The sequence below is a fragment of the Pseudomonas sp. SORT22 genome (assembly GCF_018417635.1).
Classification (GTDB): Bacteria; Pseudomonadota; Gammaproteobacteria; order Pseudomonadales; family Pseudomonadaceae; genus Aquipseudomonas.
This window is the reverse complement of sequence record NZ_CP071007.1, coordinates 3,498,303-3,519,780: the sequence shown is the minus strand read 5'-3', so window position 1 is coordinate 3,519,780 and position 21,478 is coordinate 3,498,303. Positions and strand designations below refer to the sequence as shown.

The following is a 21,478-nucleotide window of genomic DNA, read 5'->3' as shown; positions in this document are numbered from 1 at the left end:
CTAGAGGGGATGGGTCCACTTTTCGAGCGCCAACGCGTCGGCGATTTTCGTGGCGTATTCGCTGGCGTCGATGTTTTCTTCGTTGCACAACACTGCAACGGTGGTTTGCGCATCCGGAAAGTACATGAACTGCGTTGCATAGCCGGCCCAGCCACCGGAGTGTTCGAGCAGGCGCGTGCCTTTGTACAGCCGCGGCGACAAACCCATGGCGTAGTCCTCATGGTGCCTTGCCACCCGCGGGCCACTTCTGGACATCACCGCCAGCAGGTCGGGGCCGCCCACTTTGCCGCTGTGCAGATTGGCTCCCCATTTCATCAGGTCGCGTACGCTGGAATGCACCTGGCCGTCGCCGGTCACCTCCCACGGGCTCTCATACCGTTTGACCGGGCCCCACAGCGCACGCGTATAACCCCGCACTACAGCGAAATCAAGCGGGTACTGGTCGACAATCCGGGTATGGGTCATCTGCAACGGTGTGAAGATCGCCTGCTGGGAAAAGCGCCGGATGCTCTTGCCGCTGACGCGCTCGACCACCAGCGAGAGCATGAAGTACCCGCTGTTGCTGTAGGAAAACTCTGTGCCGGGGGCAAACTCCGCCTGTTTCTGTGCTGCCAGCAAGGCGAGTGCCTGGGCCTGGGTCAGGGGCTGGGTATCGGCGATGCCTTGAGCCTGGGCGGCATCCTCGTAGCTGGGCAGGCCACCGCTGTGATGCAGCAGGTGGCGCAAGGTCACCGGATCGGCGTAACTGCCCAGCTCAGGTACGTAGCGGCGGATAGAGTCATCCAGCGACAACTTGCCTTCGCGGGCCAGCAAGTGAATGGCGAAGGCGGTGAATTGTTTGGAAACCGAGGCAAGGTTGAACACCGAGTCGGCAGTCAAAGGGCTGCGCTGCTCGATGTCGGCATAGCCGGTAGCGCCTTCGAGCACAAAGGCCTGCTGTTTTTCCACACTGAAGACACAGCCGGGGCCAGCCTGTGCGGTGAGGCGCTTGAAAATCTGCCTCATGTCATTCTTGACCTGGGCAGGTGTGGTCTGCAGTACCTCGCTGAAGTACTCGGCGGCCGGGGTACTCAGATACTGCCAACTGACATCCATGGTGTTTCTCCCTCGTGGTTGATCAAGCAGGCCTGATCATAAGAACCGCGCTGATGATTAACTTGAGGGCATTTGTGAAAAAGTGCGGCGGACGGTTAACAGGTTTCTCTGTTCAGGCCAGGCCGTTCAGGTTGTTGAGAAAATCCCCGAAGCCGCCGCGCACCCGGCAGTCCTTGCGGCTGCTGGTCGACACGCTGTTGCGCGCGGTCCAGACGATATGTGCGCCGCTTTGCTGCAGGTCGTTGACCAGTTGCACATCCTCGTGCAGCGGCAATGGCTGGAACCCCCCGACCTTTTCGTAGGCGCGGGCGCAGATGCCGAGGTTGGCGCCGTGTATGTGCCGGTGGCCTTCGCGGGCCTGGTAATGGGCCAGGTAGCGTTCGCGCAGCGCCGCATCCTGGTGGGCTTGCCAGGTCTCGACATGCACCGTGCCGCACACCGCATCGGCGGCAAAGGCCAACTGGCACAACAGCCAGTCGGCCGGGACGCAGCTGTCGGCATCGGTGAAGGCCAGCCAGCGTGCGCCACGCTCGAGCATCAACGCCGCACCGGCGCGGCGCGCCTGGCCGACATTGCGCGCCTGGACCTTGAGCAGCTCCACGCCATGGGCGCGGGCGACGGCCTCGCTGGCATCGCAGCAGCTGTCCAAAACCACCACAATCTGCACCTCTTCACCCAGCGCCGACACCGTACGCGCGGCACGGCCAAGGGCGCGCAGGCAGCGGCCGAGCAGTAGTTCTTCGTTATGCGCGGGGACAATCACGGCAATCATAGGCAGGGCTCGTCAAGGTCGATGGCATAAGGCTGGAGGCACCAGTATTCAAGAACAAAGTCGGCCTCTTCGTGCTGCAGGCTGCGGTACAACGGCAAGCGCTCCGCCAGCAGTTCATGGACCTGGTGGCCGGTTTGCGGGCAGCCGTCGATCGGGTGCAACCAGTGGCACAGCAGCAGGGCGCCGTCAGAGGTCAGGCTGGCCGTGGCGCGCTCCAGTACTTCCAGCCACTGGCCGGGGTCCAGGTAGTAGCCGATCTCGCTGAGCACGATCAGCTCGAACTCGCCGGCCGGCCAGTCGCCAGGCAGGCAGCCTTGCATGACCTCGGCGTTGGGCCATGGCCGCAGGCGTTCAGCGGCCAGTTGCACGGCGGTGGCGTTGAGGTCCTGGCACAAAAGGCTTTCGCAGCGCTCGGCGAGGGCGGCGCTGAGTTCGCCATTGGCGCAGGCCGGCTCGAATACGCGGCCGTAGTACTGGCGCGGCAGGCTGGCCAGCAGCAGCTCGCGCTTGCGTTTTTCGTACCAGCGGGTGCGAAACGCCCAGGGGTCGTCGCTGTGCGCGAACAGGTGCTCGAAGTAGCTGGCCGAGACGCTCATGTGAACACCAGTTCGAAGGGTTGCTGCAGGCGGGCCAGGGCCTCGCGGTCAAGCACCGGCGGGGTCTGCTCGTCGGCCTGCAACTGGCTGGTATGGGCGGCGATGGCCTGTTGCTTGAGGGCCAGCACCGCGCGGTCGAGAAACAGCTTGTGGGCGCGCTGCCAGGGCAGCCGCGGGTCGCTGGGGCGGGCCCAGTGCCAGGCCCAGATCGGCACTTCGATCAAGCGCGCACCGACCGTGTCGCAGGCGCGGGCGCAAGCGCGGCCTACTGCTTCATGGTCGCAGTGGCCGTCCAGGCGCCAGGTGGTCAGCACCCGGTCGCTGGCGCGCAGTAGCTGCACCAGGCGTTCGGCCAGCCAGCGTTCATGGTTGGCCACGGCGCTGTCGGCCAGGCCCAGGCGCAGCCAGCTCAGGCGGCTCAGGTCCAGCCCGAGGCGGCGCAGGGCATCGGCGCTTTCTCGTGGGCGTTGCTGGCGCAGGCGTTCGCTGGTCCAGTGGCGCGAATCGGGGTGGCTGGCCTCACCGTCGCTGACCGAGACCAGCAGCAACTCGTGTTCACGGCCACGCATGCCAGCCAGCACGCCGCCGCAGCCGAGCACTTCGTCGTCCGGGTGCGGGGCGACCACCACCAGGCGCCTGCCAACGGGTACCAACTGGTCATGGGTAATTGCCGGCACCGACTGCAGGATCGCCGACGCTTGCCAGTGCGCCAGCGGTGTGCCCGGCGCCTGGATCGGGTTTTGCGGTGGTTGCAGGGTCATAGCCGCCAGCCTCCCTCGGGGGTTGCACGCACTTGCCGGCCCAGCTCGGCCAGGTCGCGCTCGGCATGGCTCTGGCGCAGGAACACCGGCAGGTCGGCGCTGAGCCGGGCAAACTGGCTGTCGCGACAGAACGGCGTCGCGCCCAGGGCCCGGCCGACGTGATCGAGCACACACAGCGCGGCGTTTTCGACCTGCGCGCGCAGGCGCCGGACGCTCAGCTCGGCATCGCTGCCGGGATGGCCGTCGATCCACGCCGCGGCTTCGTGCAAGGCCGCCCGGGCACCGGCAAGCGCAGCGTCGACTGCACCCAGATGCGCCTGGGCGTGGGCGTCTTCATGGCTGCGGCAGTGTTCGAGCAAAAACTCGCCCAGGGTTTGCGCCGCGCCGTACCAGCAGGCAGCGATGCCAGCGCCACCGTGCCAGAAGCCCGGTCGCGACAGGTACTGGCCGCTGCTGCCGACCAGGTGCGCCGGGCAGTCGTTGAACTCGACATCGACGCTGGCGGTAATGGCCATGCCGACCGCCTGCCAGCCGTCATTGAAGATGCGCAGCGCCGGTTGGTTCAAGGCCACCGCCACCAGTTGCGGACGGTCTTGTTCGTCCCAGGCGGTGAGCAGCGCCCGGTCGATCTGCAGGGCGCCGGAGCACCAGGCCTTGCGGCCTTGCAGGTGCACGTCGTTGCCGGTGCGACGGACGATACGCACCCGCGCATTCGGCGGCTCGGCTGCCCATACCCCCCAACTGCCCGCCGGGTCCAGATGGCTGGCGGCGCACTCATGGATGATCGCCAGGGCGTCGGTGTGGCCCTCGAACAGCTTGGCCAGGGCCAGATCAGCCCCGGCGACCTCGGCCAGTACCTGCCAACGCTGCAGGGTGCGGCCATGGCCGGGCAGCGGCAGTTGGTCGAGACCGGTCTCCCGGCATTGTTCCAGGCAGCGTTGCAACTGGCGGTCGAGGGTCAGCGCCTGCGGGCGACGGGCGAAGGTCTGTAACAGCTCCAGGTGGTTCATGACTCAACCCCCATGCGCCGGCGCAGTTCCTTGCTGATCGACTGGCGTACCTGGCCATACCCGGCCCAAGGGTCATCGCCAGCGGCCAGGCGTTCGCCGAGGTTGAGCAGGTTCCACTGGTTCGCGCCTTTAAGCTCGGTCAGCTCTTCACGGCGAATCGGCACCGACACCGGCAGCCCTTCGCGGGCGCGGATCGAATAGGCGCAAACCGTGGTCGCGCCTTTACCGTTGCGCAGGTAGTCGATGAAGATCCGCCCGACCCGGTTCTTCGGTCCGGACACCGCCGACAGGCGCTCGGGGAACAGCCCGGCCAGGTGCTGGACCATGGCCTGGCTGAAGCCTTTGACCTCGTCCCAGCCGGCGCGCCGGGTCAGCGGCACGACAATGTGCATGCCCTTGCCGCCGCTGGTCTTGAGGAACGCTTGCAAGCCCAGTTCGTCGAGCAATGCAAGGGTCAGCTGGGTGGCTTCGAGCATGGCCTTCCACGGCAGCGCCGGGTCGGGGTCGAGGTCGAGGATCAGGCGGTCGGGCCTGTCGAAATCCTTGGCGGTGGCGTTCCAGGTGTGCAGCTCGAGGGTGTTCATCTGCACCGCGCCGAGCAGGGTCCGGGCCTGGTCGATGATCATCAGCGCCTGGCCGGCTTCGGCCTTGGCGTGGCTTTCAAGGCCCGGGATGTTCAATTGCGCGGCGTTCTTCTGGAAGAACAGCTCGCCGGCCAGGCCATCGGGTGCGCGCACCAGCGCCACCGGGCGGCGCTTGAGGTGCGGCAGGATCCACTCGGCGACCTGGGCGTAGTACTCGGCGACCTGGCGCTTGCTGATGCCGGTGCTGGCGTCGATGACGCGGTCGGGGTGGGTCAGGTGCAGGTTGGACGTTTTGCTTGCCGGGGTTTTCACGGGTTGCTCCAGGCCAATGGCCTTGGCCGGTTTGTCGTCGCGCAGGCCATGGAACACCGAATGGCGGACCACGCCGTCGCGGGTCATCTGCGCATAGGCGACCTCGGCCAGCAGCCTTGGCTTGAGCCAGTGCACACCTTTGGCCTCGGCGCCGCTGGGCGGCTTGGCAAACTGCGGCCTGGCCACTTCGAGGGGTTTGAGGCGCTGGTGAATATGGGCCAGGGTCGCGCTGTTGAACCCGCTGCCGACCTTGCCGGCATAGCGCAGCTCGCCGCGGTCATCATGCAGGGCCAGCAGCAGCGCGCCGAAGGCCTCGCGCGAGCCCTTGGGCTCGGTAAAGCCGACGATGACGAACTCCTGGCGCTGCTTGCACTTGAGCTTGATCCAGTCGCTGCTGCGCCGGTTCAGGTAGCTGCTGCCCAGGCGCTTGCCGATCAGGCCTTCCATCTGCATTTTGCAGGCGCTGTCGAGCAGCGATTCGACGCTCTGGTCAAAGTCGGCGGAAAAGCGCAGGCGCTTTTCATCGGCCTTTTCCAGCACCTTTGCCAACGCCGCACGCCGTTGCTCCAGCGGGCACTGGCGCAGGTCCATGCCGTTGAGGTAGGGCACATCGAACAGGTAATAGAGGATCTGCTCGTCGCGTTGCTGGTCGAAGGCATTCTGCAGGGCCTGGAAATCCGCGACGCCGTGCTCGTTGGCCACCACCATCTCGCCATCGAGCCAGGCCGAGTGCAGGCCGAGCCTGGCCAGGGCCTTGGCTTGCCGGGGCAGCCTGGCGGTCCAGTCATGGCCGTTGCGGGTGAACAGGCGCACCTCGTCACCTTCGATGCGGGCGAGGATGCGGTAGCCGTCGAACTTGACTTCGTAGCGCCAGTCGCCCTCGGGCGGCGTCTCTACCAGGGTGGCCAGTTGCGGCTTGAGCGAGGCGGGCAGGGCAGCTTTTTTCGCGCCGCCGAGTTCGCTGTTGCCGTCTGCCTTGGGTGTGCGCGTGGGCAGCGTGCGTTCGCTGACCACGCTGTCCGGCTCGGCTTCGAGAATGTCGTAGTCGGCCTGCGGGCGCGCCTGGGCATCGTCGGACTTGATCAGCAGCCACTGCTCCTTCTTGCCGGCCAGGTGAGTGCGAAACAGGTTCCAGATGCCCGAGAGTTTCTCGCCCTGCAGGCGAAAGCGCAGCTTGCCCTTGGCATAGGCCTTGTGTGGATCTTCTTCGGGAATCCATACCCCACGGTCCCAGACGATCACATCACCGGCACCGTAATGACCTTCGGGGATGGTGCCTTCGAAACTGGCGTAGTCCAGCGGGTGGTCTTCGACGTGCACGGCCAGGCGCCGGACCTTGGGGTCCAGCGACGGGCCCTTGGGGATGGCCCAGCTTTTCAGGGTGCCGTCCAGCTCCAGGCGAAAGTCATAGTGCAGGTGGCTGGCGTCGTGTTTCTGGATGCAGTACTGCAGGGCGTGGGCGGTTTTTTTGCCGCTGCGCTGATGGCCTGCGGGCTCCGGGGTAGCGTCGAAATTGCGCTTGCGCGCGTACTCCTGCAACGGCTTGGCCATGGCGGTGTCCTGCGGCTTTTGGGCGGGTCCTAAGCATTGGGATAGGGCGGCAGGGGTGGGAGTTCAATCGGCTTTTGTTCGAGGTGGGGCCGCTGCGCACCCCATCGCCGGCAAGGCCGGCTGCCACAGGGGGCGAGCGGTCGGTGTATCAGCCTTGTTTCTTGATGATCGCCTCACTGATGCTCGCCGGCGCCTCGGCGTACTTGGTGAACTCCATGGTGTAGCTGGCGCGGCCCTGGGTCATCGAGCGCATCTGCGTGGAGTAGCCGAACATCTCGCCCAGCGGCACTTCCGCGCGCACTACCTTGCCCGCCGGGGTTTCGCCGCCTTCCTGGATCATCCCGCGGCGCCGGCTGAGGTCGCCCATGATGTCGCCCTGGTATTCTTCGGGGGTCACCACTTCGACCTTCATCACCGGCTCCAGCAGTACTGCACCGCCTTTATCTTTCAGCTGTTTGGTGGCCATGGAGGCGGCGACCTTGAAGGCCATCTCGTTGGAGTCGACGTCGTGGTACGAGCCGTCGAACACCGTAGCCTTGAGGCCGATCAGCGGATAACCGGCGAGCACGCCGTTTTGCATTTGTTCTTCGATACCTTTCTGGATCGCCGGGATGTATTCACGCGGCACTACGCCGCCGACCACTTCGTTGACGAACTCCAGGCCCTCTTTGCCTTCATCGCCCGGGGCGAAGCGGATCCAGCAGTGGCCGTACTGGCCGCGACCGCCGGACTGGCGAACGAACTTGCCTTCGATCTCGCAGGTGTTGCGGATCTTCTCGCGGTAGGCCACCTGCGGCTTGCCGATATTGGCCTCGACGCCGAACTCGCGGCGCATGCGGTCGACGATGATGTCCAGGTGCAACTCGCCCATGCCGGAGATGATCGTCTGCGCCGTCTCTTCGTCGGTACGCACGCGAAACGACGGGTCTTCCTGGGCCAGCTTGCTCAGGGCGATGCCCATTTTCTCCTGGTCGGCCTTGGTTTTCGGCTCGACCGCCACCGAGATCACCGGGTCGGGGAAGTCCATGCGCTCGAGGATGATCGGCTGGTTGATGTCACAGAGGGTGTCGCCGGTGGTGACGTCCTTCATGCCGATCAGCGCGGCGATGTCGCCGGCGCACACGTCCTTGATCTCGGCGCGCTGGTTGGCGTGCATCTGCACCATGCGCCCGATCCGCTCCTTCTTGCCCTTGACCGAATTGAGCACGGCATTGCCGGAGCTGAGCACGCCGGAGTAGACCCGGGCGAAGGTCAGGGTGCCGACGAAGGGGTCGGTGGCGATCTTGAACGCCAGCGCCGAGAACGGTTCGTTGTCGTCGGCATGGCGTTCCAGGTGCTTGTCTTCGTGGTCCGGGTCGGTGCCGTTGATCGCCGGGATTTCCGAGGGCGCCGGCAGGTAGTCGATGACCGCGTCGAGCATCAGCGGCACGCCCTTGTTCTTGAACGACGAGCCGCAGATCGCCGGGACGATCTGGTTGGCCAGGGTGCGCTGGCGCAGGCCGGCCTTGATCTGCTCGTTGCTCAGCTCCTGGCCGTTGAGGTACAGCTCCATGAACTCGTCGTTGGCCTCGGCGGCGGCCTCGACCATGTGCGCGCGCCATTCGTTGGCAAGCGCGAGCATGTCGGCGGGAATCTCTTCTTCGCGGTAGCTGGTGCCCTGGTCGTCGTCGTTCCAGTAGATGGCCTTCATCTTCACCAGGTCAATCTGCCCGGCGAAATGTTCCTCGGCGCCGATCGACAGCTGGATCGGCACCGGGTGGTGGCCCAGGCGCTGGTCGATCTGCTTGACCACGCGCAGAAAGTCCGCGCCCTGGCGGTCCATTTTGTTGACGTAGGCCAGGCGCGGCACATGGTACTTGTTGGCCTGGCGCCAGACTGTTTCCGATTGCGGCTCGACGCCATCGGCGCCGCTGAACACCACCACCGCGCCGTCGAGCACGCGCAGCGAGCGCTCGACCTCGATGGTGAAATCGACGTGGCCGGGGGTGTCGATGATGTTGAAGCGGTACTTGTCGGGGAACTGCTTGGTCGAGCCCTGCCAGAACGCCGTGGTCGCCGCCGAAGTGATGGTGATGCCGCGCTCTTGCTCCTGGGCCATCCAGTCCATGGTTGCGGCGCCGTCGTGCACCTCGCCCATCTTGTGGTTGACCCCGGTGTAGAACAGGATGCGTTCGGTGGTGGTGGTCTTGCCGGCGTCAACATGGGCGACGATGCCGATGTTGCGGTACAGCTCGATAGGGGTGGTGCGCGCCATGAGGGGTCACCTGTGTGTGATGCACAAGAAGAGGGTATTCCCAAGGTAGCAGAAGTGCAGCGCCTTGCACGGCAGCCCATGGCTGAAGCAGGTTCATCCATGGGCTGAACAGGCATCGGTTGTAAAGCGACCGGGGCTGTCGCTTAATCGTTGCATTCGCCTCATGGAGCTGCCCGATGCCGCTGGAAAAATCCGTTACTGCCTGGTGCCAAAGTCATCCGTTGATCGCAGGTCTTGTGGCGCTGCGCCCGACCTGCTGGTTCAACCCGGCCCTGGCGCCGAGCGCCGAAGCCCTCGCTGACGTGGCGCTGACCGCCGCGGATATCCGTGAGGCCAGCGCGCGGCTCGAACGCTTTGCCCCGTTCATCGCCTCGGCATTCCCCGAAACCTCGGCCAGCGCCGGCATCATTGAATCGCCGTTGGTGGCGCTGCACGCGTTGCAGGCGGTGCTGTGCGCCGAGCAGCAACTGCCAGTGAACGGCGCGCTGTGGCTCAAGGCCGACAACCTGCTGCCGATTTCCGGTTCGATCAAGGCCCGTGGCGGCATCTATGAAGTGCTCAAGCATGCCGAAGACCTGGCCCTCAAAGGCGGCCTGCTGCAACCGGGCGACAGCTACGCCAGGCTCGACAGCGATGCCGCCCGGGCGTTCTTCGGCCAGTACAGCGTGGCGGTCGGCTCCACCGGCAACCTAGGCTTGTCGATCGGCATCATCAGCGCGCGCCTGGGTTTCAAGGCCACCGTGCATATGTCTGCCGATGCCCGCCAGTGGAAAAAGGAGCGCCTGCGCGCCTGCGGCGTCGAGGTGCGCGAGTACAGCGCCGATTACAGCGTGGCGGTGGAGCAGGGCCGTAAGGAGGCCGAGGGCGATGCGCACTGTCACTTCGTCGATGATGAAAACTCGCTGAACCTGTTCCTCGGTTACGCCGTGGCCGCCGAGCGCCTGCAGCGCCAGTTGGCGGAACAAGGCATCGTGGTGGATGCCGAGCACCCGCTGTTCGTCTACCTGCCGTGCGGCGTCGGCGGGGGGCCTGGCGGCGTGGCCTTTGGCCTCAAGCAGATCTTTGGCGACGCGGTACATTGCCTGTTCGCCGAGCCGACCCACTCGCCGTGCATGTTCCTAGGCGTGTACACCGGCCTGCACGACGCGGTGTCGGTGTACGACTTCGGCATCGACAACCAGACCGCCGCCGACGGCCTGGCGGTGGGCCGGCCCTCGGGCTTTGTCGGCCGTTCGTTGCAGCGCCTGGTCGATGGCTACTACACCGTCAGCGACGCCACCCTGTACCGCCAGCTGGCGCAGATGCAGGCGTGTGAGGGCATCGAACTCGAGCCGTCGGCGCTGGCCGGGCTCGCGGGCATGTGCACTGTGCTGCAGGAGCAGCAGGGCTACCGTCAGCGCCTGGGCTTGAGTGAGGCGCGCATGGCCCGCGCCACCCACCTGGTGTGGGGCACCGGCGGCAGCATGGTGCCGCGCGAGGAGATGGACCGCTACCTGGCCAGGGGCCGCGCAGAACTGGCCGGTAACTGAGCATGCTCAACCTGCCCGATCGCCTTGGCAGCCGCAAGAGCTGTGCCCAGTTCGCCAACCTGCACACCTTTGTCGCGGTTGCCCGGCACCTGAGCTTCAGTCAGGCCGCGCAAGAGCTGTGCCTGACTGCCAGCGCCGTCAGCCATCGCATCGCCCGCCTGGAGCAAGCCCTGGCGTTGCGCCTGTTCGAACGCCTGACCCGGCGCATTCGCCTGACCGCTGAAGGCGAGCGCCTCTATCAGGTGCTGCAAGGCTTGGAAGCGCAACTGCAAGAAGCCCTGCAACCGTCGACTGAAGAAGTCAGCGGTGCCCTGAGCCTGTATGTGCGGCCGTCGCTGGCCCAGCACTGGCTGGTGCCGCGCCTGGCGGATTTCCAGCAGCGCTATCCGCAGGTCAGCCTGGACATCCGCACCGGCAACGAGCCGGTGGATTTTCGCACCCGCCCGGTGGACCTGGCCTTGTTGTATGGCCATGGCGAGTTTCCCGGGCTGGCCAGCCAGTTGTTGATGGACGAGCACGTCGCCCCGGTGTGCAGCCCGCAGTATGCCGAGCGCCACGGCCTGATCGACCACCCCGGGCGCCTGGCCCAGTGCACCTTGCTGCACGATGCCCTGGCCTGGGAACATGCCGCCTTCGACGCCGAGTGGCAACGCTGGGCCGGCGAGCAGGGCGTACAACAGCACCTGCCCGCCCGCCACCTGACCTTCGACCGCTCCGACCTGTGCAGCGCCGCCGCCAGCCACCATGCCGGCGTGGCCATCGGTCGCCGGCGCCTGGTGCAACCGTTGCTGGACCAGGGCGCGTTGATCCTGCCCCTGGGGGGCTTCAGCCAGACGGCGGGGCAGGGTTACTACCTGGTGCATCCGCCGCGGGAGAGGTTACCGCTGCGTTTGCGGGTGATGATTGAGTGGTTGCGCGAGTGCGCGCTCAACTGACTTCGATCCAGCGCCCCTCCTGGCGATCCGACTGCACACACGCCTCGATAAATGCCATGCCGCGCAGGCCGTCTTCAGCGGTCGGGCACAGGCGTGCCAAGGGCGCCGGGGCGCGCTGTTCGCGGCGGGCCCTGATCAGTTCGGCGGCGTCGCTGTAGATGTTGGCGAAGGCTTCGAGCAGGCCTTCGGGCTGGCCGGCCTTGATTCGCGTGGCTTGTCTGGCGGCATCGCTGAGCCAGCTTTCACCCCGGCGCAGCACCTGGTGCGGCTGGTCCTGGTGGCGCAGTTCGAGGCGCTCGGGTTGTTCCTGGTGCCAGTACAGCGAGCCGCTTGAGCCAAAGATCCGGATCTGCAAGCCATGGCGCTGGCCGGCAGCGACGAAGCTTGCCCATAGCAGGCCTCGGCCGCCGCCGCTCAGGCGCAGTTTGACGTGGGCGTTGTCGTCCGAGGCGCGGCCCGGCACCAGGGTGCTGAGCTCGGCCGAGACCTGGCTGACCTCCTGGCCTGTTACAAAGCGCAGCAGTTGGTGGGCATGCACGCCGACATCGGCCAGTACCGACGAAGCGCCGGCCTGGCTGGGGTCGGTGCGCCAGGCCAGGGCCTTGACCCCTTGCTGCTCCAGCGGGTGGGTGCCGAAGGCACTGGCGTGCTCGACCTGCACCAGGCGCACCTCGCCGATCGCACCCTGGGCGATCAGTTCGCGGGCTTCGCGAATCAACGGGTAGCCGCTGTAGTTGTGGGTCAGCAGGTGCAGGGCAGGGCCTTGGCGAACCTGATCGAGCAGGGCATTGGCCTGGGCAAGGTTCGCCGCCAGCGGCTTGTCGCAGATGACATCGATACCGTGCTTGAGAAACGCAAGGCTCGCCGGTACGTGCACGGCATTGGGCGCCATGATCGCCACCACCTGGATGCCGTCTGCGCGGGCGGCTTCGGCCCTGGCCATGGCTTCAAAATCGGCATAGGCGCGCTCTGGCGCCACGCCATAGGCCTGGGCCGCGGCCAGGTTGCGCTCGGGGTCGCGGGCGAAGACCCCGGCGACCAGCTGGTAATGGCCGTCCAGGGACGCTGCGTAGCGGTGAGTCGAACCGATCGACGACTCCAGGCCGCCGCCGACAAAGCCCAGGCGCAGTCGTTGTTGTGGGTTGGCCATGGTTTTCATTGGGCGCCTCCGTTGGCGTGCTTGAGTTCGCGGGCAAAATGTTCGATCGCCAGCACGTAGCCGTGAGTGCCGAAACCGGCCAGCACCGCCTTGGCCACCAGCGATACATAGGAGTGGTGGCGGAAGGCTTCGCGGCGGTGGACGTTGGAGATGTGCACCTCGATCACCGGCACTTCGGCGGCAATCAAAGCGTCGTGAATTGCCACCGAGGTGTGGGTCCAGGCGCCGGGGTTGATGACGATTGCGCCGACCCGGCCACGGGCCTGGTGAATCCAGTCGATCAGTTGGCCTTCGTGGTTGGTCTGCTGGAACTCAAGCTTCAGCTCCAGGCGCCGGGCGGCCTGCTGGCAGAGGTTTTCGACATCGGCCAGGGTTTCGCGGCCGTAGACTTCGGGTTGGCGCAGGCCGAGCATGTTCAGGTTGGGGCCGTTGAGCACGAGCAGGGTATTCATGGCTGGTTTCCAGTCAGGGCGTTGGCGCGCAGGGCGTCGTAGGTGGGTTTGTCCAGGCTCACCGCGTCGGCCTTGCCGAGTTGGTCGATGGGCGTGCGGTAGGTTTCCGGGGCGCTCCAGGCGGCGATGGCCGACAGCGCGGTGACCAGGCAGGTGATGGCGCCGATCAGCAGCGGCACGTTGTCGGAGCCCGGCGGCGCCACGGCGGTGAACAGCGCCGGCAGCAAGGCGGTGATCATGTAGCCGATGTTCTGCGCCACGGCCATGGCCGAGACCCGGTAATGGGTCTGGAACTGCTCGGGGAAGAAGCTTGGGAAGATGGCGTTGTAGCCCTGGTAGATCATCCCCCACATCAGCAGCGAGGCGGCAAACGCCAGCGGCAGGTTGTGCAGGCTGATGGCGTAGAGGTAAAGGAACGACATCAACCCGCAGCCGATGGCGCTGCCGATGATCAGCGGGCGGCGGCCGATGCGGTCGGAGAGGTTGCCGACAAAGGGGATCACCAGCACTGCGACGATGTTGCCGACCACCGGGATCCACAGGTACACGCTCTTGTCAAAACCCACGCCGTAGGCCGGCTGTACCGCATAGGCGGCGCCGAACACGGTGGTCACCACCGGGATCACGTTCATCAGCGACACCCCGAGTACTACCAGCATGCCGCGCCAGCTGTGCTTGAAGGCTTCACCGATGGGCGAGCGCTGGCGCACCACCTTGGCGACTTTCTGGGTGAACGCCGCCGGCTCCTCGACCTCGCGGCGGATGATGAATGCTGCCAGCAGCACGGCGGCACTGAGCAGGAAGGGGATGCGCCAGCCCCAGCTGTTGAAGGCCTCTTCGGGCATGAAATAGGCCAGCGGCAGGAAGATTGCCGCCGCCAGCACCTGGCCGGCCTGCACGCCCTGCAGGGTGAAGCTTGCGTAAAAGCCACGACGACCGGGCGGCGCATGTTCGAGGATCATCGAGCTGGCACCGGCGATTTCCCCGGCCACGGCAAAGCCCTGGACCAGGCGCAGCACCACCAATAGCACTGGCGCCCAGTAGCCGATCTGGTTGTAGGTCGGCAGCAGGCCGACGGCGAAGGTGGCCAGGCCCATCAACAGCATGCACAGCAGCAACACATGCTTGCGCCCGCGGGTATCGCCCCAGTGGCCGAGCACGAAGGCGCCGACCGGGCGCGCCAGGTAGCCGACGCCGTAGGTGGCCAGGGAGGCGACGATGGCCAGTTTCGGGTCGCTGGAAGGGAAGAAGATCTGCGGGAAAATCAGCGCCGCAGCCTGGGCATAAATGAAGAAGTCGTAGTACTCGAGCGCCGAGCCGACCCAGCCGCTGGCCGTGGCTTTCTTGGTTTGCCGGGCTGCATGCAGCCCTTGGGGATGGTTGGCCATCTGTCTGTCTCCGTTTGTTGTTGTTATGGAGCGGTAGGACTGGATAAAAGGCTTCAGAGGCTGTCGGTGTCGACGATCTGCCCGCTGCGCGCGGCGCTGCTGATGGCTTCGACGATCTGCAGGTTGCGCAGGCCGTCGCGCACGCTCACCAGCGGCGCTTGTTCGCCACGCACCACCTGGCAGAAGTGCGCCAGCTGGCGGGCCAGCGGGTCGGCGCTTTGCAGCGGCGCCACGGCGGTGCTGAAGGGTTTCCACCATGAGCGCTCGGCAGATTGCTCGTAGTACTTCAGGCGCATGGTCGGGATCGACAGCGTGCCCTGGGTGCCGCAGATCACGTAGCAGTCTTCGTCGGCGTAGCTGGGGTAATCGGGGTTCTCCCGTGCGGTCTGCTCCCAGCTGCGGGCGCAGGCGGCGGTGTCGCAGAGCATGAAGGTGCCGAGGGCGCCGTTGGCAAAGCGCAGGCTGATGGCGACGCTGTCTTCCACGGCAAAGCCACGGGTGGCGCTGGAAGCCTGGGCCTGCACGGCGACGATCTCGCCGCACAGCGAACGCAGGTTGCCGATCTCGTGGATCATGTTGATCAGTACCGGCCCGCCGCCGAGCTGCCGGCGCCAGGGCGCGGCGTCGAAATAGTCGTCGGGCTTGTAGAACAGCGCGCTGCCCATCACCGCCACCAGGTTGCCGAGCAAGCCTTCGGCGATTACCTCGCGGGCCTTGGCGAGGATCGCGCTGTGGGCACGGTGATGGCCGACCAGCAGCCGCGCACCCGTTTGCTCGGCGATCGCCAGCAGGCGCTTGCCTTCCTCCAGGGTGTGGGCCACGGGTTTTTCGATCAGCGCGGCAACGCCGTGGTCGACGCAGGCCAGGGCGCCTTCGACATGCAGGTGATTGGGCGTAGCGAGGATCACCCCGTCCGGGCGCTGCTCGGCAAACAGTTGCTCAAGTGAAGGGTAGAGGGCAACGCCGTGGCTGGCTGCCAGCTCGGCGGCGGCCGGGGCCGGGTCGATCAGGGCGGCCAGTTCGCACTCGGCGCTGGCCTGGATCAGTTCGATATGCCTGCGGCCAATCAGGCCGGCACCGGCAACGGCAATGCGAAGTTTGTTCATGGCGCTCTCGTTATTGTTATGCGGACCGCGGCAGCGGTTTTGTGAGAGGCTAATAAAAAACTCCCAGGAGATAATCGGGCCAGATGAAGAATCAGAATGCGCTATTAGCGAATAATGAACCACTGCTGCGCGACCTGCAGTTGTTCTGCGAAGTGGCGCGCCGCTCAAGCTTCATCGCCGCCGCCACCGAGATCGGCCTGTCGCCGGCGCATGTCAGCAAGCGCATTGCCACCCTCGAGACCTTGCTGGGGGTCAAGCTGTTCAACCGCACCACGCGGCGGGTGAATATCACCAGCGACGGCGAGGCGGCGTTCATCTGGGCGCAGAAGATTCTCGAGAACGTCGAGTCGATGCTTGAGTCGTTGTCCGCTGCCCACAGCGAGCCGCGCGGCACCCTGCGTATCAGCACCAGCCTGCGCCTGGGCCGCGAGCACATCGCGCCGATCTTGTCGCTGTTGCGCAAGCGTCACCCGACCCTGGATATCTGGCTGGAACTGCTCGACCGCCGGGTCGACCTGATTGGCGAGAACTTCGATATCGACATCCGCGTCGGCGAGGTGCAGGAAAAACACCTGATCGCTCACCGCATTGCCGAGAACAAGCGGGTGCTGGCGGCATCGCCGGATTACCTGGCGCGGCGCGGGCCGGTGCGGGTACCGGCGGAACTGGCCCAGCACGATTGCCTGCTGTTTCGCAGCCGCGACGACCGCTTTGGCGTGTGGCGACTGGTCGGCCCGGGCGGGCCGGAAACGGTCAAGGTCACCGGGCCCATGGCCGCCAACCACAGCGATATCGTCCGCCAATGGGCGATGGACGGGCACGGCATCATCATGGCTTCGTACTGGGACGTGGCCGCCAGCTTGCAGGAGGGGTCGCTGGTCAGGGTGTTGCCGGCCTATCACCAGCCGGCGGATGTCTGGGCGGTGACGGCGGCGCGTTCGGGTAGCTCGGCGAAGGTCCGCAGTTGCGTGGCGTTCTTGCGTGAGCAACTGGCGCAGGGGCCGTTTGCGCTGGCGGTGGGTGGCTGAGGGGCATCGCGGGCAGGCCGTCGCCGCATCGCCGATCCCACAGGTGCTGTACAGGCCTGGAAGTGTGGTAGTAACTGTCTTAAGAAGCTTGCAAGTATTGGGGCAGCCAGGCTGTGTTTGAGCTGATCCATTTGATGATGAGGCGCTGCCGGCGCCTTCCGCCCTTACGGCGGGTCACTTTTGCTTGGCGGCAAAAGTAACCAAAAACGCCCTGTCCCTTCATCGGCCCTGCGCTGCGCTCCGGGTTCCCTCCTTCCACCCTTGCTCCCGTGGGGGCGCGCCGAAGGGCCGTCCCTGGCCCTACGGCGCTCGCCGGCCATCCATGGCCGTCGCCCCACTACGCAAGGGTTCCACTCGGCCTTCTGCAAGGGACGATAGGTGGCGTCTGCAATTACGTACATCTAGAAGCAAAGGTGAGGTGTGAGCAGCATCGCCAATGGATCAGCTCGCGCCTCTAAAAGCCTACGCTACCTGTGGGAGTCGGCCTTGCCGGTGATGGGCTGCACAAGCAGCCCCAAGCACTCAATCGCCGGCTTGCACCTGCAGCATCCACTGCCCGTCGATTTCACGCACCAGGCCGCTGGCCAGGAACAACGGCAGCAGGCGCTTGTGCAGCTGCGGTTCAACAAAACCTTTCACTGCACTCAGGTCCAGCGCACCCAGCGCCGGCAGGTCGGCCTTGGTGTACGAAAGCCAGGCCTTCTTCAGTGCATTGAGCACATCGCTGCCCGCAGTGTTGGCAAAGCGCCGGTTGAGCGTCTGGCCGTCGAGCACGAAGGTGTGCTGGTACTCGTAGCCCGTTTCGTCACCGCCGCTGGTGCGGCAGCGGATACAGGTGCAAGGCCCGTCGCCGAAGGCTTTTTGCAGGTAGTTGTTGAAATCCACCACGGGCTTGAGCCCCAGGCGCTTGTCGACCTCGAACATGTCCGAGGTCAGGTTCTGTTCAGCACTCAATGTCATTCCTCTGACAGGTTTTATCGGGGGGCACAATACCAGCCGGGGCGGGCCGAGGGTACCTTCGTGCGTCGCCTCGTCGATAGGCGCGGGCTTTTTCCGGGCCGCTCCATTACCCTATGCGCCCGTGAGCGTCAGCAGACGCCGATAGAATTGTCGTTGGAGTTCGACCATGTACAACTACACAGCCACCGTAACCGTCAGCGACGACCTGCATGCAGACGTTGAAGCGGTGGAAAACGTTGCAATTCGGGTGGGTCTTGAAGCCGTTACCGAGACGCTGAAGAAGGTCCACTTTGTCGGTGCCCTGGCCGCTCCGGACAAGGCGACGCACATCTGCGTGACCCTCGATAACGGCCTGAGCTACTACGGCCCGATCGTTAACGGCCATGCCGAGCTGGAAGGCGGCTGGATCGCCTTTGAATGCGACATGCTTACTCCGCAAGAACTGGGCCTGTAATCAGTTGGGCTACAACAGCCCGGCCCAGAACAACCCGGCCAGGTACAAGGCCACGCCAAACACCCCATGGGCCAGCAGGCTGCGTGCCCGCGCCACATTCGGCTTGGGGGTTTTCGAGGCAAAGACACCGGCACCCATGCCGGGCTGCATGATCAGGTAGGGCGCCGCCACGGTCGCCAGGCCAAGCACAAATGCTGGCATAAACCGTGGCTGTTGCGCCCACTCCAGCCCGCAAAGGGCGAGCAGCAAAGCGGCGAACATCACCCCTATTAGGTAATGCGCACTCCAGCCGATCAGCCGTTCGTTGGCCAGCGCAGGCGCCTTGGCGATGCTCTGATGGGCGAACTGCCCGCGCGGCATATGGCCAATCCAGCGGCCGACCAAGCCCCAGTTCGGCCCGGCCATGCCCAGCACGCGCAACTGGAACAGCGACCAGAGATCGGCAATGGCGGTGGCCGTTACGCCAATCAGTATCGCAAGGGTCAATCCTTCAAGCATGGCGTACTCCTTTTAATAACATTCAATAGATTGATTGAATGATTGGCCAATGCTACCTTGCTGTCAATGACTGATATGAAAACCCAACAACACCAGCAGATTGCCGAGCTGGCGCGGACCCTTGGCCACGCCCATCGTCTGAATCTGCTCGAACAGATGGCGGGCGGTGAGCTGGCCGTCGAGCAACTGGCTCAGCAGTGCCAGCTGTCGGTGGCCAACGCCTCCCAGCACCTGCAGCACTTGCGTCGCGCCGGCTTCGTGCAGACCCGCCGTGATGGCAAGCGCGTGCTCTACCGGCTCAGCGCCGGGCCGATCACCGAGGTGCTGGCGGCGCTCGGGCAATTGGCCGCGTTCAACCGTGCGGCGATCCGCGAGCTGATGAGCGATAGCCTGAGTGCGCCTGAACAGCTGGAAGGGATCAGCAGGGAAGAGCTGCTTGAGCGTTTGCAGGAGCACAGCGTGACCCTGCTCGATGTGCGCCCGGCCGAGGAATTTGCCCAGGGGCACTTGCCGGGGGCGATCAATATTCCATTCAGCGAATTGCAGCAGCGCCTGGGTGAGCTGCCGGCCAGCCAGGAAGTGGTCGCCTATTGCCGTGGGCCCTGGTGCGTGTTTTCCCGCGATGCGGTGACGGCCCTGAAAGCCGGCGGCTTCAAGGCGCGTCATTACCTTGCAGGCGTTGAGCAGTGGCCCGGGCCGCTGCAGGGTTAAGCCAGCTCGCCAAGGCAGCGTTCGAGGATATCAAGGCCTTCTTCCAGCACCTCAGGCTCGATGGTCAGCGGTGCCAGCAAGCGGATGATGTGCCGCGCCTTGCCGCTGGGCATCAGCAGCAGGCCGGCGCTTCTGGCCGCTGCCAGCAGGTGTGCCAGCTGCGCCGTGGCCGGACTGCCATTGGCGTTGACCAGCTCGATGCCACGCATCGCGCCGGTGCCGGTCAGGCGGCCCAGGTAAGGTGAAAGTTTGTTGGCCTGCCAGCGTTCGAAGCGCCTGAGCAGCGCCGCTTCCTGCTGCTCGCCCCAGGTTGCCAGGTTGGCATCGCTCATTTCATCCAGGGTGGCCAGCGCGGCGGCGCAGGCTATTGGGTTGCCGGAGTAGGTACCGCCCAGGCCGCCTTTGGGCAGGTTGTCGACCAGCGCCTTGCGCCCGACCACCGCGCCCAGCGGCATGCCGCCGGCAATACTCTTGGCCAGCAACAGCAGGTCCGGCTCGATGCCCAGGCGCGGGAAGGCGAAGCGCTGGCCGGTGCGGCCAAAACCCGACTGGATTTCATCGATGATGAGCAGGATCCCGTGCTGGTCGCAGAAGCTGCGCAAGGCCTGGGCGAACGCAGGTTCCATAGCCAGGAAGCCGGCCTCGCCCTGCACCGGTTCAAAGATGAAGGCGGCCACGTCATTGACGTCGATCTCGACGCTGAACAGGCGCTGCATGGCCTCGAGCGCCTGCTCGGTGCTCACCCCGGTGTCCTGGCTGGGGAAGGGCAGGTGATACACCGGCCCCGGCAGCACGCCGACGCGCTGCTTGTAGGGGGCGACCTTGCCGTTGAGGTTGAGGGTCGCCAGGGTGCGGCCATGAAAGCCGCCGTCAAAGGCGATGATCGCAGTCTTGCCGGTGGCACCGCGAGCGATCTTCAGGGCGTTTTCTGCAGCTTCCGCACCGCTGTTGGTGAGCATGCCACTGAGCGGGTAAGACACTGGCACGAACTGCGCCAGCCGGTGCATCAGCTCGATGTAGGGCTCATGCCCGGCGGCGTTGAAGGCGTAGTGGGTCAGGCGCGTGGCCTGCGTCTGGATGGCGGCGACAATTCGCGGGTGGCAGTGGCCCAGGTTCAACACGCCAATACCGCCGACAAAATCAATATAACGTTTGCCGTCGGTGTCCCAGACTTCCGCGTTTTTACCGTGTGACAGTGTAATAGGGTGAACTACGGAAATAGACTGGCTGATAGTTTCGTGACTCATTTGCCCGCGGCCTCGCTGCAGTTTCTTATTATCTAAGCGAGCCGCGGTTATTCAGTGCAAACGAAATAAAGGATTGCAATCATTCCTTCAATTCCGGAACTTGCCCGCCACTGCCCACGCGCTCAACGATCCACTCGACAAAGGCGCGGACCTTGGGCACCTCGGCGGCATGCTCGGCGTGGGCGATAAAATGCGAGCCCTCGCTGGTTTTCGGGTGGTTCCAGGGGATCGCCAATTTGCCTTCGGCCAGCTCCTCGGCCACCAGATAACGCGGGACAAGGGCGATGCCGCAGCCGGCCTGGGCGGCGCGGATGCACATGTAGAAGGTGTCGAAGCGTGGGCCGTGGTAGCTGTTCTGGCTGTGCAGGCCCTGGCCGAGAAACCACTCATGCCAGGCCTCGGGCCGCGAGGTGCACTGCAGCAGGCGGTGTTCGGTGAGTGATTCGGCACTGTCGAAGTGCTGCCGGACCAGCAGGTCCGGGGCGCACACCGGCACCACCTGCTCCTTGAACAGCTCGATGCAGGTTGCCCCGGGCCAGGTGCCCTGGCCGAAAAAGAAGGCGATGTCGGCCTTGGCCTGAACCAGGTCGAAGGGCTCCAGTTCGTTGCGGATGTCCAGGTGAATACGCGGATGGCGCTCGCCGAAGCCCTTGAGATTAGGCACCAGCCAACGCTCGCCGAAGGTCGGCTGGGTGGCGATGCGCAGCACTTCGGTCTCGCCGCCATAACTGAGGATGTAGCGGCTGGACATGTCCAGTTGCACCAGGATCTTGTTCACCTCGGCCAGGTACAGGGCGCCGGCCGGGGTCAGGTGCAGGCGCCGGCGGATGCGCTGGAACAGCGGGTGCGAGAGCATCTCTTCAAGCTGCGCGACCTGCTTGCTCACCGCGCTCTGGGTCAGGTGCAGCTCTTGGGCTGCACGGGTAAAACTCAGGTGCCGGGCGGCGGCTTCGAAGCACTGCAGGGCGGTGGTGGAGGGCATCAGTCGTTTGGACATGGGTGGGTTCAACCTGGCGAAAAAGAGATGAGGTCATTCCGTTACAGAATCATGTGCTTCTAAAAGGTCGTTTGTGAGC

General features: G+C 65.1%; 20 protein-coding genes. 5 read left to right on the top strand and 15 right to left on the bottom strand.

Going from position 1 to position 21,478, the window contains the following annotated elements:
• From JYG36_RS15870 to fusA, 7 genes are all read right to left on the bottom strand, one after another.
• A complete protein-coding gene (locus JYG36_RS15870) occupies positions 1 to 1,095 on the bottom strand; it encodes a serine hydrolase domain-containing protein (protein WP_213601556.1) in 1,095 nt (364 codons plus the stop codon).
• A 112-nt stretch (positions 1,096 to 1,207) separates the two neighbouring features.
• Positions 1,208 to 1,867 carry a glycosyltransferase family 2 protein gene (locus tag JYG36_RS15865; RefSeq protein ID WP_213601554.1) on the bottom strand — a complete coding sequence of 220 codons (660 nt, stop codon included), beginning with the start codon at positions 1,865 to 1,867 and terminating at the stop codon, positions 1,208 to 1,210.
• Complete coding sequence (locus JYG36_RS15860) at positions 1,864 to 2,463, bottom strand: class I SAM-dependent methyltransferase (RefSeq protein WP_093383809.1); 600 nt, start codon at positions 2,461 to 2,463, stop codon at positions 1,864 to 1,866. The genes JYG36_RS15865 and JYG36_RS15860 overlap by 4 nt, the downstream gene beginning before the upstream one ends.
• Positions 2,460 to 3,224, bottom strand: coding sequence for a PIG-L deacetylase family protein (locus JYG36_RS15855; protein ID WP_093383806.1), 765 nt, complete (start codon positions 3,222 to 3,224; stop codon positions 2,460 to 2,462). Before JYG36_RS15855 ends, JYG36_RS15860 begins: the two co-directional genes overlap by 4 nt.
• Complete coding sequence (locus JYG36_RS15850) at positions 3,221 to 4,234, bottom strand: acyl-CoA dehydrogenase family protein (protein WP_213601552.1); 1,014 nt, start codon at positions 4,232 to 4,234, stop codon at positions 3,221 to 3,223. The genes JYG36_RS15855 and JYG36_RS15850 overlap by 4 nt, the downstream gene beginning before the upstream one ends.
• Complete coding sequence (gene ligD, locus JYG36_RS15845; protein WP_213601550.1) at positions 4,231 to 6,681, bottom strand: DNA ligase D; 2,451 nt, start codon at positions 6,679 to 6,681, stop codon at positions 4,231 to 4,233. Before ligD ends, JYG36_RS15850 begins: the two co-directional genes overlap by 4 nt.
• Positions 6,682 to 6,829: 148 nt before the next feature.
• Positions 6,830 to 8,935, bottom strand: coding sequence for an elongation factor G (fusA, locus tag JYG36_RS15840; protein ID WP_093383797.1), 2,106 nt, complete (start codon positions 8,933 to 8,935; stop codon positions 6,830 to 6,832).
• Between the two features lie 176 nt (positions 8,936 to 9,111).
• Here fusA and dsdA point away from each other — a divergent pair, with 176 nt between their 5' ends.
• Both dsdA and dsdC read left to right on the top strand, forming a co-directional pair.
• On the top strand, positions 9,112 to 10,464 hold the full coding sequence (gene dsdA / locus JYG36_RS15835) for a D-serine ammonia-lyase (protein WP_213601548.1): 1,353 nt from the start codon (positions 9,112 to 9,114) through the stop codon (positions 10,462 to 10,464).
• A gap of 2 nt (positions 10,465 to 10,466) precedes the next feature.
• Positions 10,467 to 11,399: a DNA-binding transcriptional regulator DsdC gene (dsdC, locus tag JYG36_RS15830; protein ID WP_213601546.1), complete on the top strand. Its 933-nt coding sequence runs from the start codon at positions 10,467 to 10,469 to the stop codon at positions 11,397 to 11,399.
• Here dsdC and JYG36_RS15825 read toward each other — a convergent pair.
• Genes JYG36_RS15825 through JYG36_RS15810 form a run of 4 tightly spaced genes read right to left on the bottom strand, consistent with a single transcriptional unit; the run spans position 11,392 to position 15,504 of the window.
• Entirely contained in the window at positions 11,392 to 12,558 is a 1,167-nt protein-coding gene (locus JYG36_RS15825; protein WP_213601545.1) for a Gfo/Idh/MocA family protein, read from the bottom strand. The two genes, dsdC and JYG36_RS15825, sit on opposite strands and share 8 nt — an antisense overlap.
• Positions 12,555 to 13,010, bottom strand: a complete 456-nt coding sequence (gene aroQ / locus JYG36_RS15820) for a type II 3-dehydroquinate dehydratase (RefSeq protein ID WP_195883828.1) — start codon at positions 13,008 to 13,010, stop codon at positions 12,555 to 12,557. Before aroQ ends, JYG36_RS15825 begins: the two co-directional genes overlap by 4 nt.
• Positions 13,007 to 14,398 carry an MFS transporter gene (locus JYG36_RS15815; protein ID WP_045196828.1) on the bottom strand — a complete coding sequence of 464 codons (1,392 nt, stop codon included), beginning with the start codon at positions 14,396 to 14,398 and terminating at the stop codon, positions 13,007 to 13,009. Before JYG36_RS15815 ends, aroQ begins: the two co-directional genes overlap by 4 nt.
• Before the next feature lie 53 nt (positions 14,399 to 14,451).
• Entirely contained in the window at positions 14,452 to 15,504 is a 1,053-nt protein-coding gene (locus JYG36_RS15810) for a Gfo/Idh/MocA family protein (protein ID WP_195883830.1), read from the bottom strand.
• Between the two features lie 83 nt (positions 15,505 to 15,587).
• On the opposite strand from JYG36_RS15810, the gene JYG36_RS15805 reads away from it, so the two are divergent.
• On the top strand, positions 15,588 to 16,532 hold the full coding sequence (locus JYG36_RS15805; protein ID WP_093383788.1) for a LysR family transcriptional regulator: 945 nt from the start codon (positions 15,588 to 15,590) through the stop codon (positions 16,530 to 16,532).
• Positions 16,533 to 17,054: 522 nt separating this feature from the next.
• Here JYG36_RS15805 and JYG36_RS15800 read toward each other — a convergent pair.
• Positions 17,055 to 17,486, bottom strand: a complete 432-nt coding sequence (locus tag JYG36_RS15800; RefSeq protein WP_045196835.1) for a hypothetical protein — start codon at positions 17,484 to 17,486, stop codon at positions 17,055 to 17,057.
• 172 nt (positions 17,487 to 17,658) lie between these two features.
• Here JYG36_RS15800 and JYG36_RS15795 point away from each other — a divergent pair, with 172 nt between their 5' ends.
• Positions 17,659 to 17,946 carry a hypothetical protein gene (locus tag JYG36_RS15795; protein ID WP_045196837.1) on the top strand — a complete coding sequence of 96 codons (288 nt, stop codon included), beginning with the start codon at positions 17,659 to 17,661 and terminating at the stop codon, positions 17,944 to 17,946.
• Positions 17,947 to 17,955: 9 nt separating this feature from the next.
• Here JYG36_RS15795 and JYG36_RS15790 read toward each other — a convergent pair whose 3' ends face one another.
• Complete coding sequence (locus JYG36_RS15790) at positions 17,956 to 18,444, bottom strand: DUF2938 domain-containing protein (RefSeq protein ID WP_213601544.1); 489 nt, start codon at positions 18,442 to 18,444, stop codon at positions 17,956 to 17,958.
• A 75-nt stretch (positions 18,445 to 18,519) separates the two neighbouring features.
• On the opposite strand from JYG36_RS15790, the gene JYG36_RS15785 reads away from it, so the two are divergent.
• The gene (locus JYG36_RS15785) at positions 18,520 to 19,155 is read left to right on the top strand and encodes an ArsR/SmtB family transcription factor (RefSeq protein WP_213601543.1); all 636 of its coding nucleotides are present in this window, start codon (positions 18,520 to 18,522) and stop codon (positions 19,153 to 19,155) included.
• Here JYG36_RS15785 and JYG36_RS15780 read toward each other — a convergent pair.
• Both JYG36_RS15780 and JYG36_RS15775 read right to left on the bottom strand, forming a co-directional pair.
• On the bottom strand, positions 19,152 to 20,402 hold the full coding sequence (locus JYG36_RS15780) for a 2-aminoadipate transaminase (protein ID WP_213601542.1): 1,251 nt from the start codon (positions 20,400 to 20,402) through the stop codon (positions 19,152 to 19,154). The two genes, JYG36_RS15785 and JYG36_RS15780, sit on opposite strands and share 4 nt — an antisense overlap.
• Positions 20,403 to 20,481: 79 nt before the next feature.
• Positions 20,482 to 21,399 carry a LysR substrate-binding domain-containing protein gene (locus tag JYG36_RS15775; RefSeq protein WP_213601541.1) on the bottom strand — a complete coding sequence of 306 codons (918 nt, stop codon included), beginning with the start codon at positions 21,397 to 21,399 and terminating at the stop codon, positions 20,482 to 20,484.
• Positions 21,400 to 21,478: the final 79 nt, after the last annotated feature.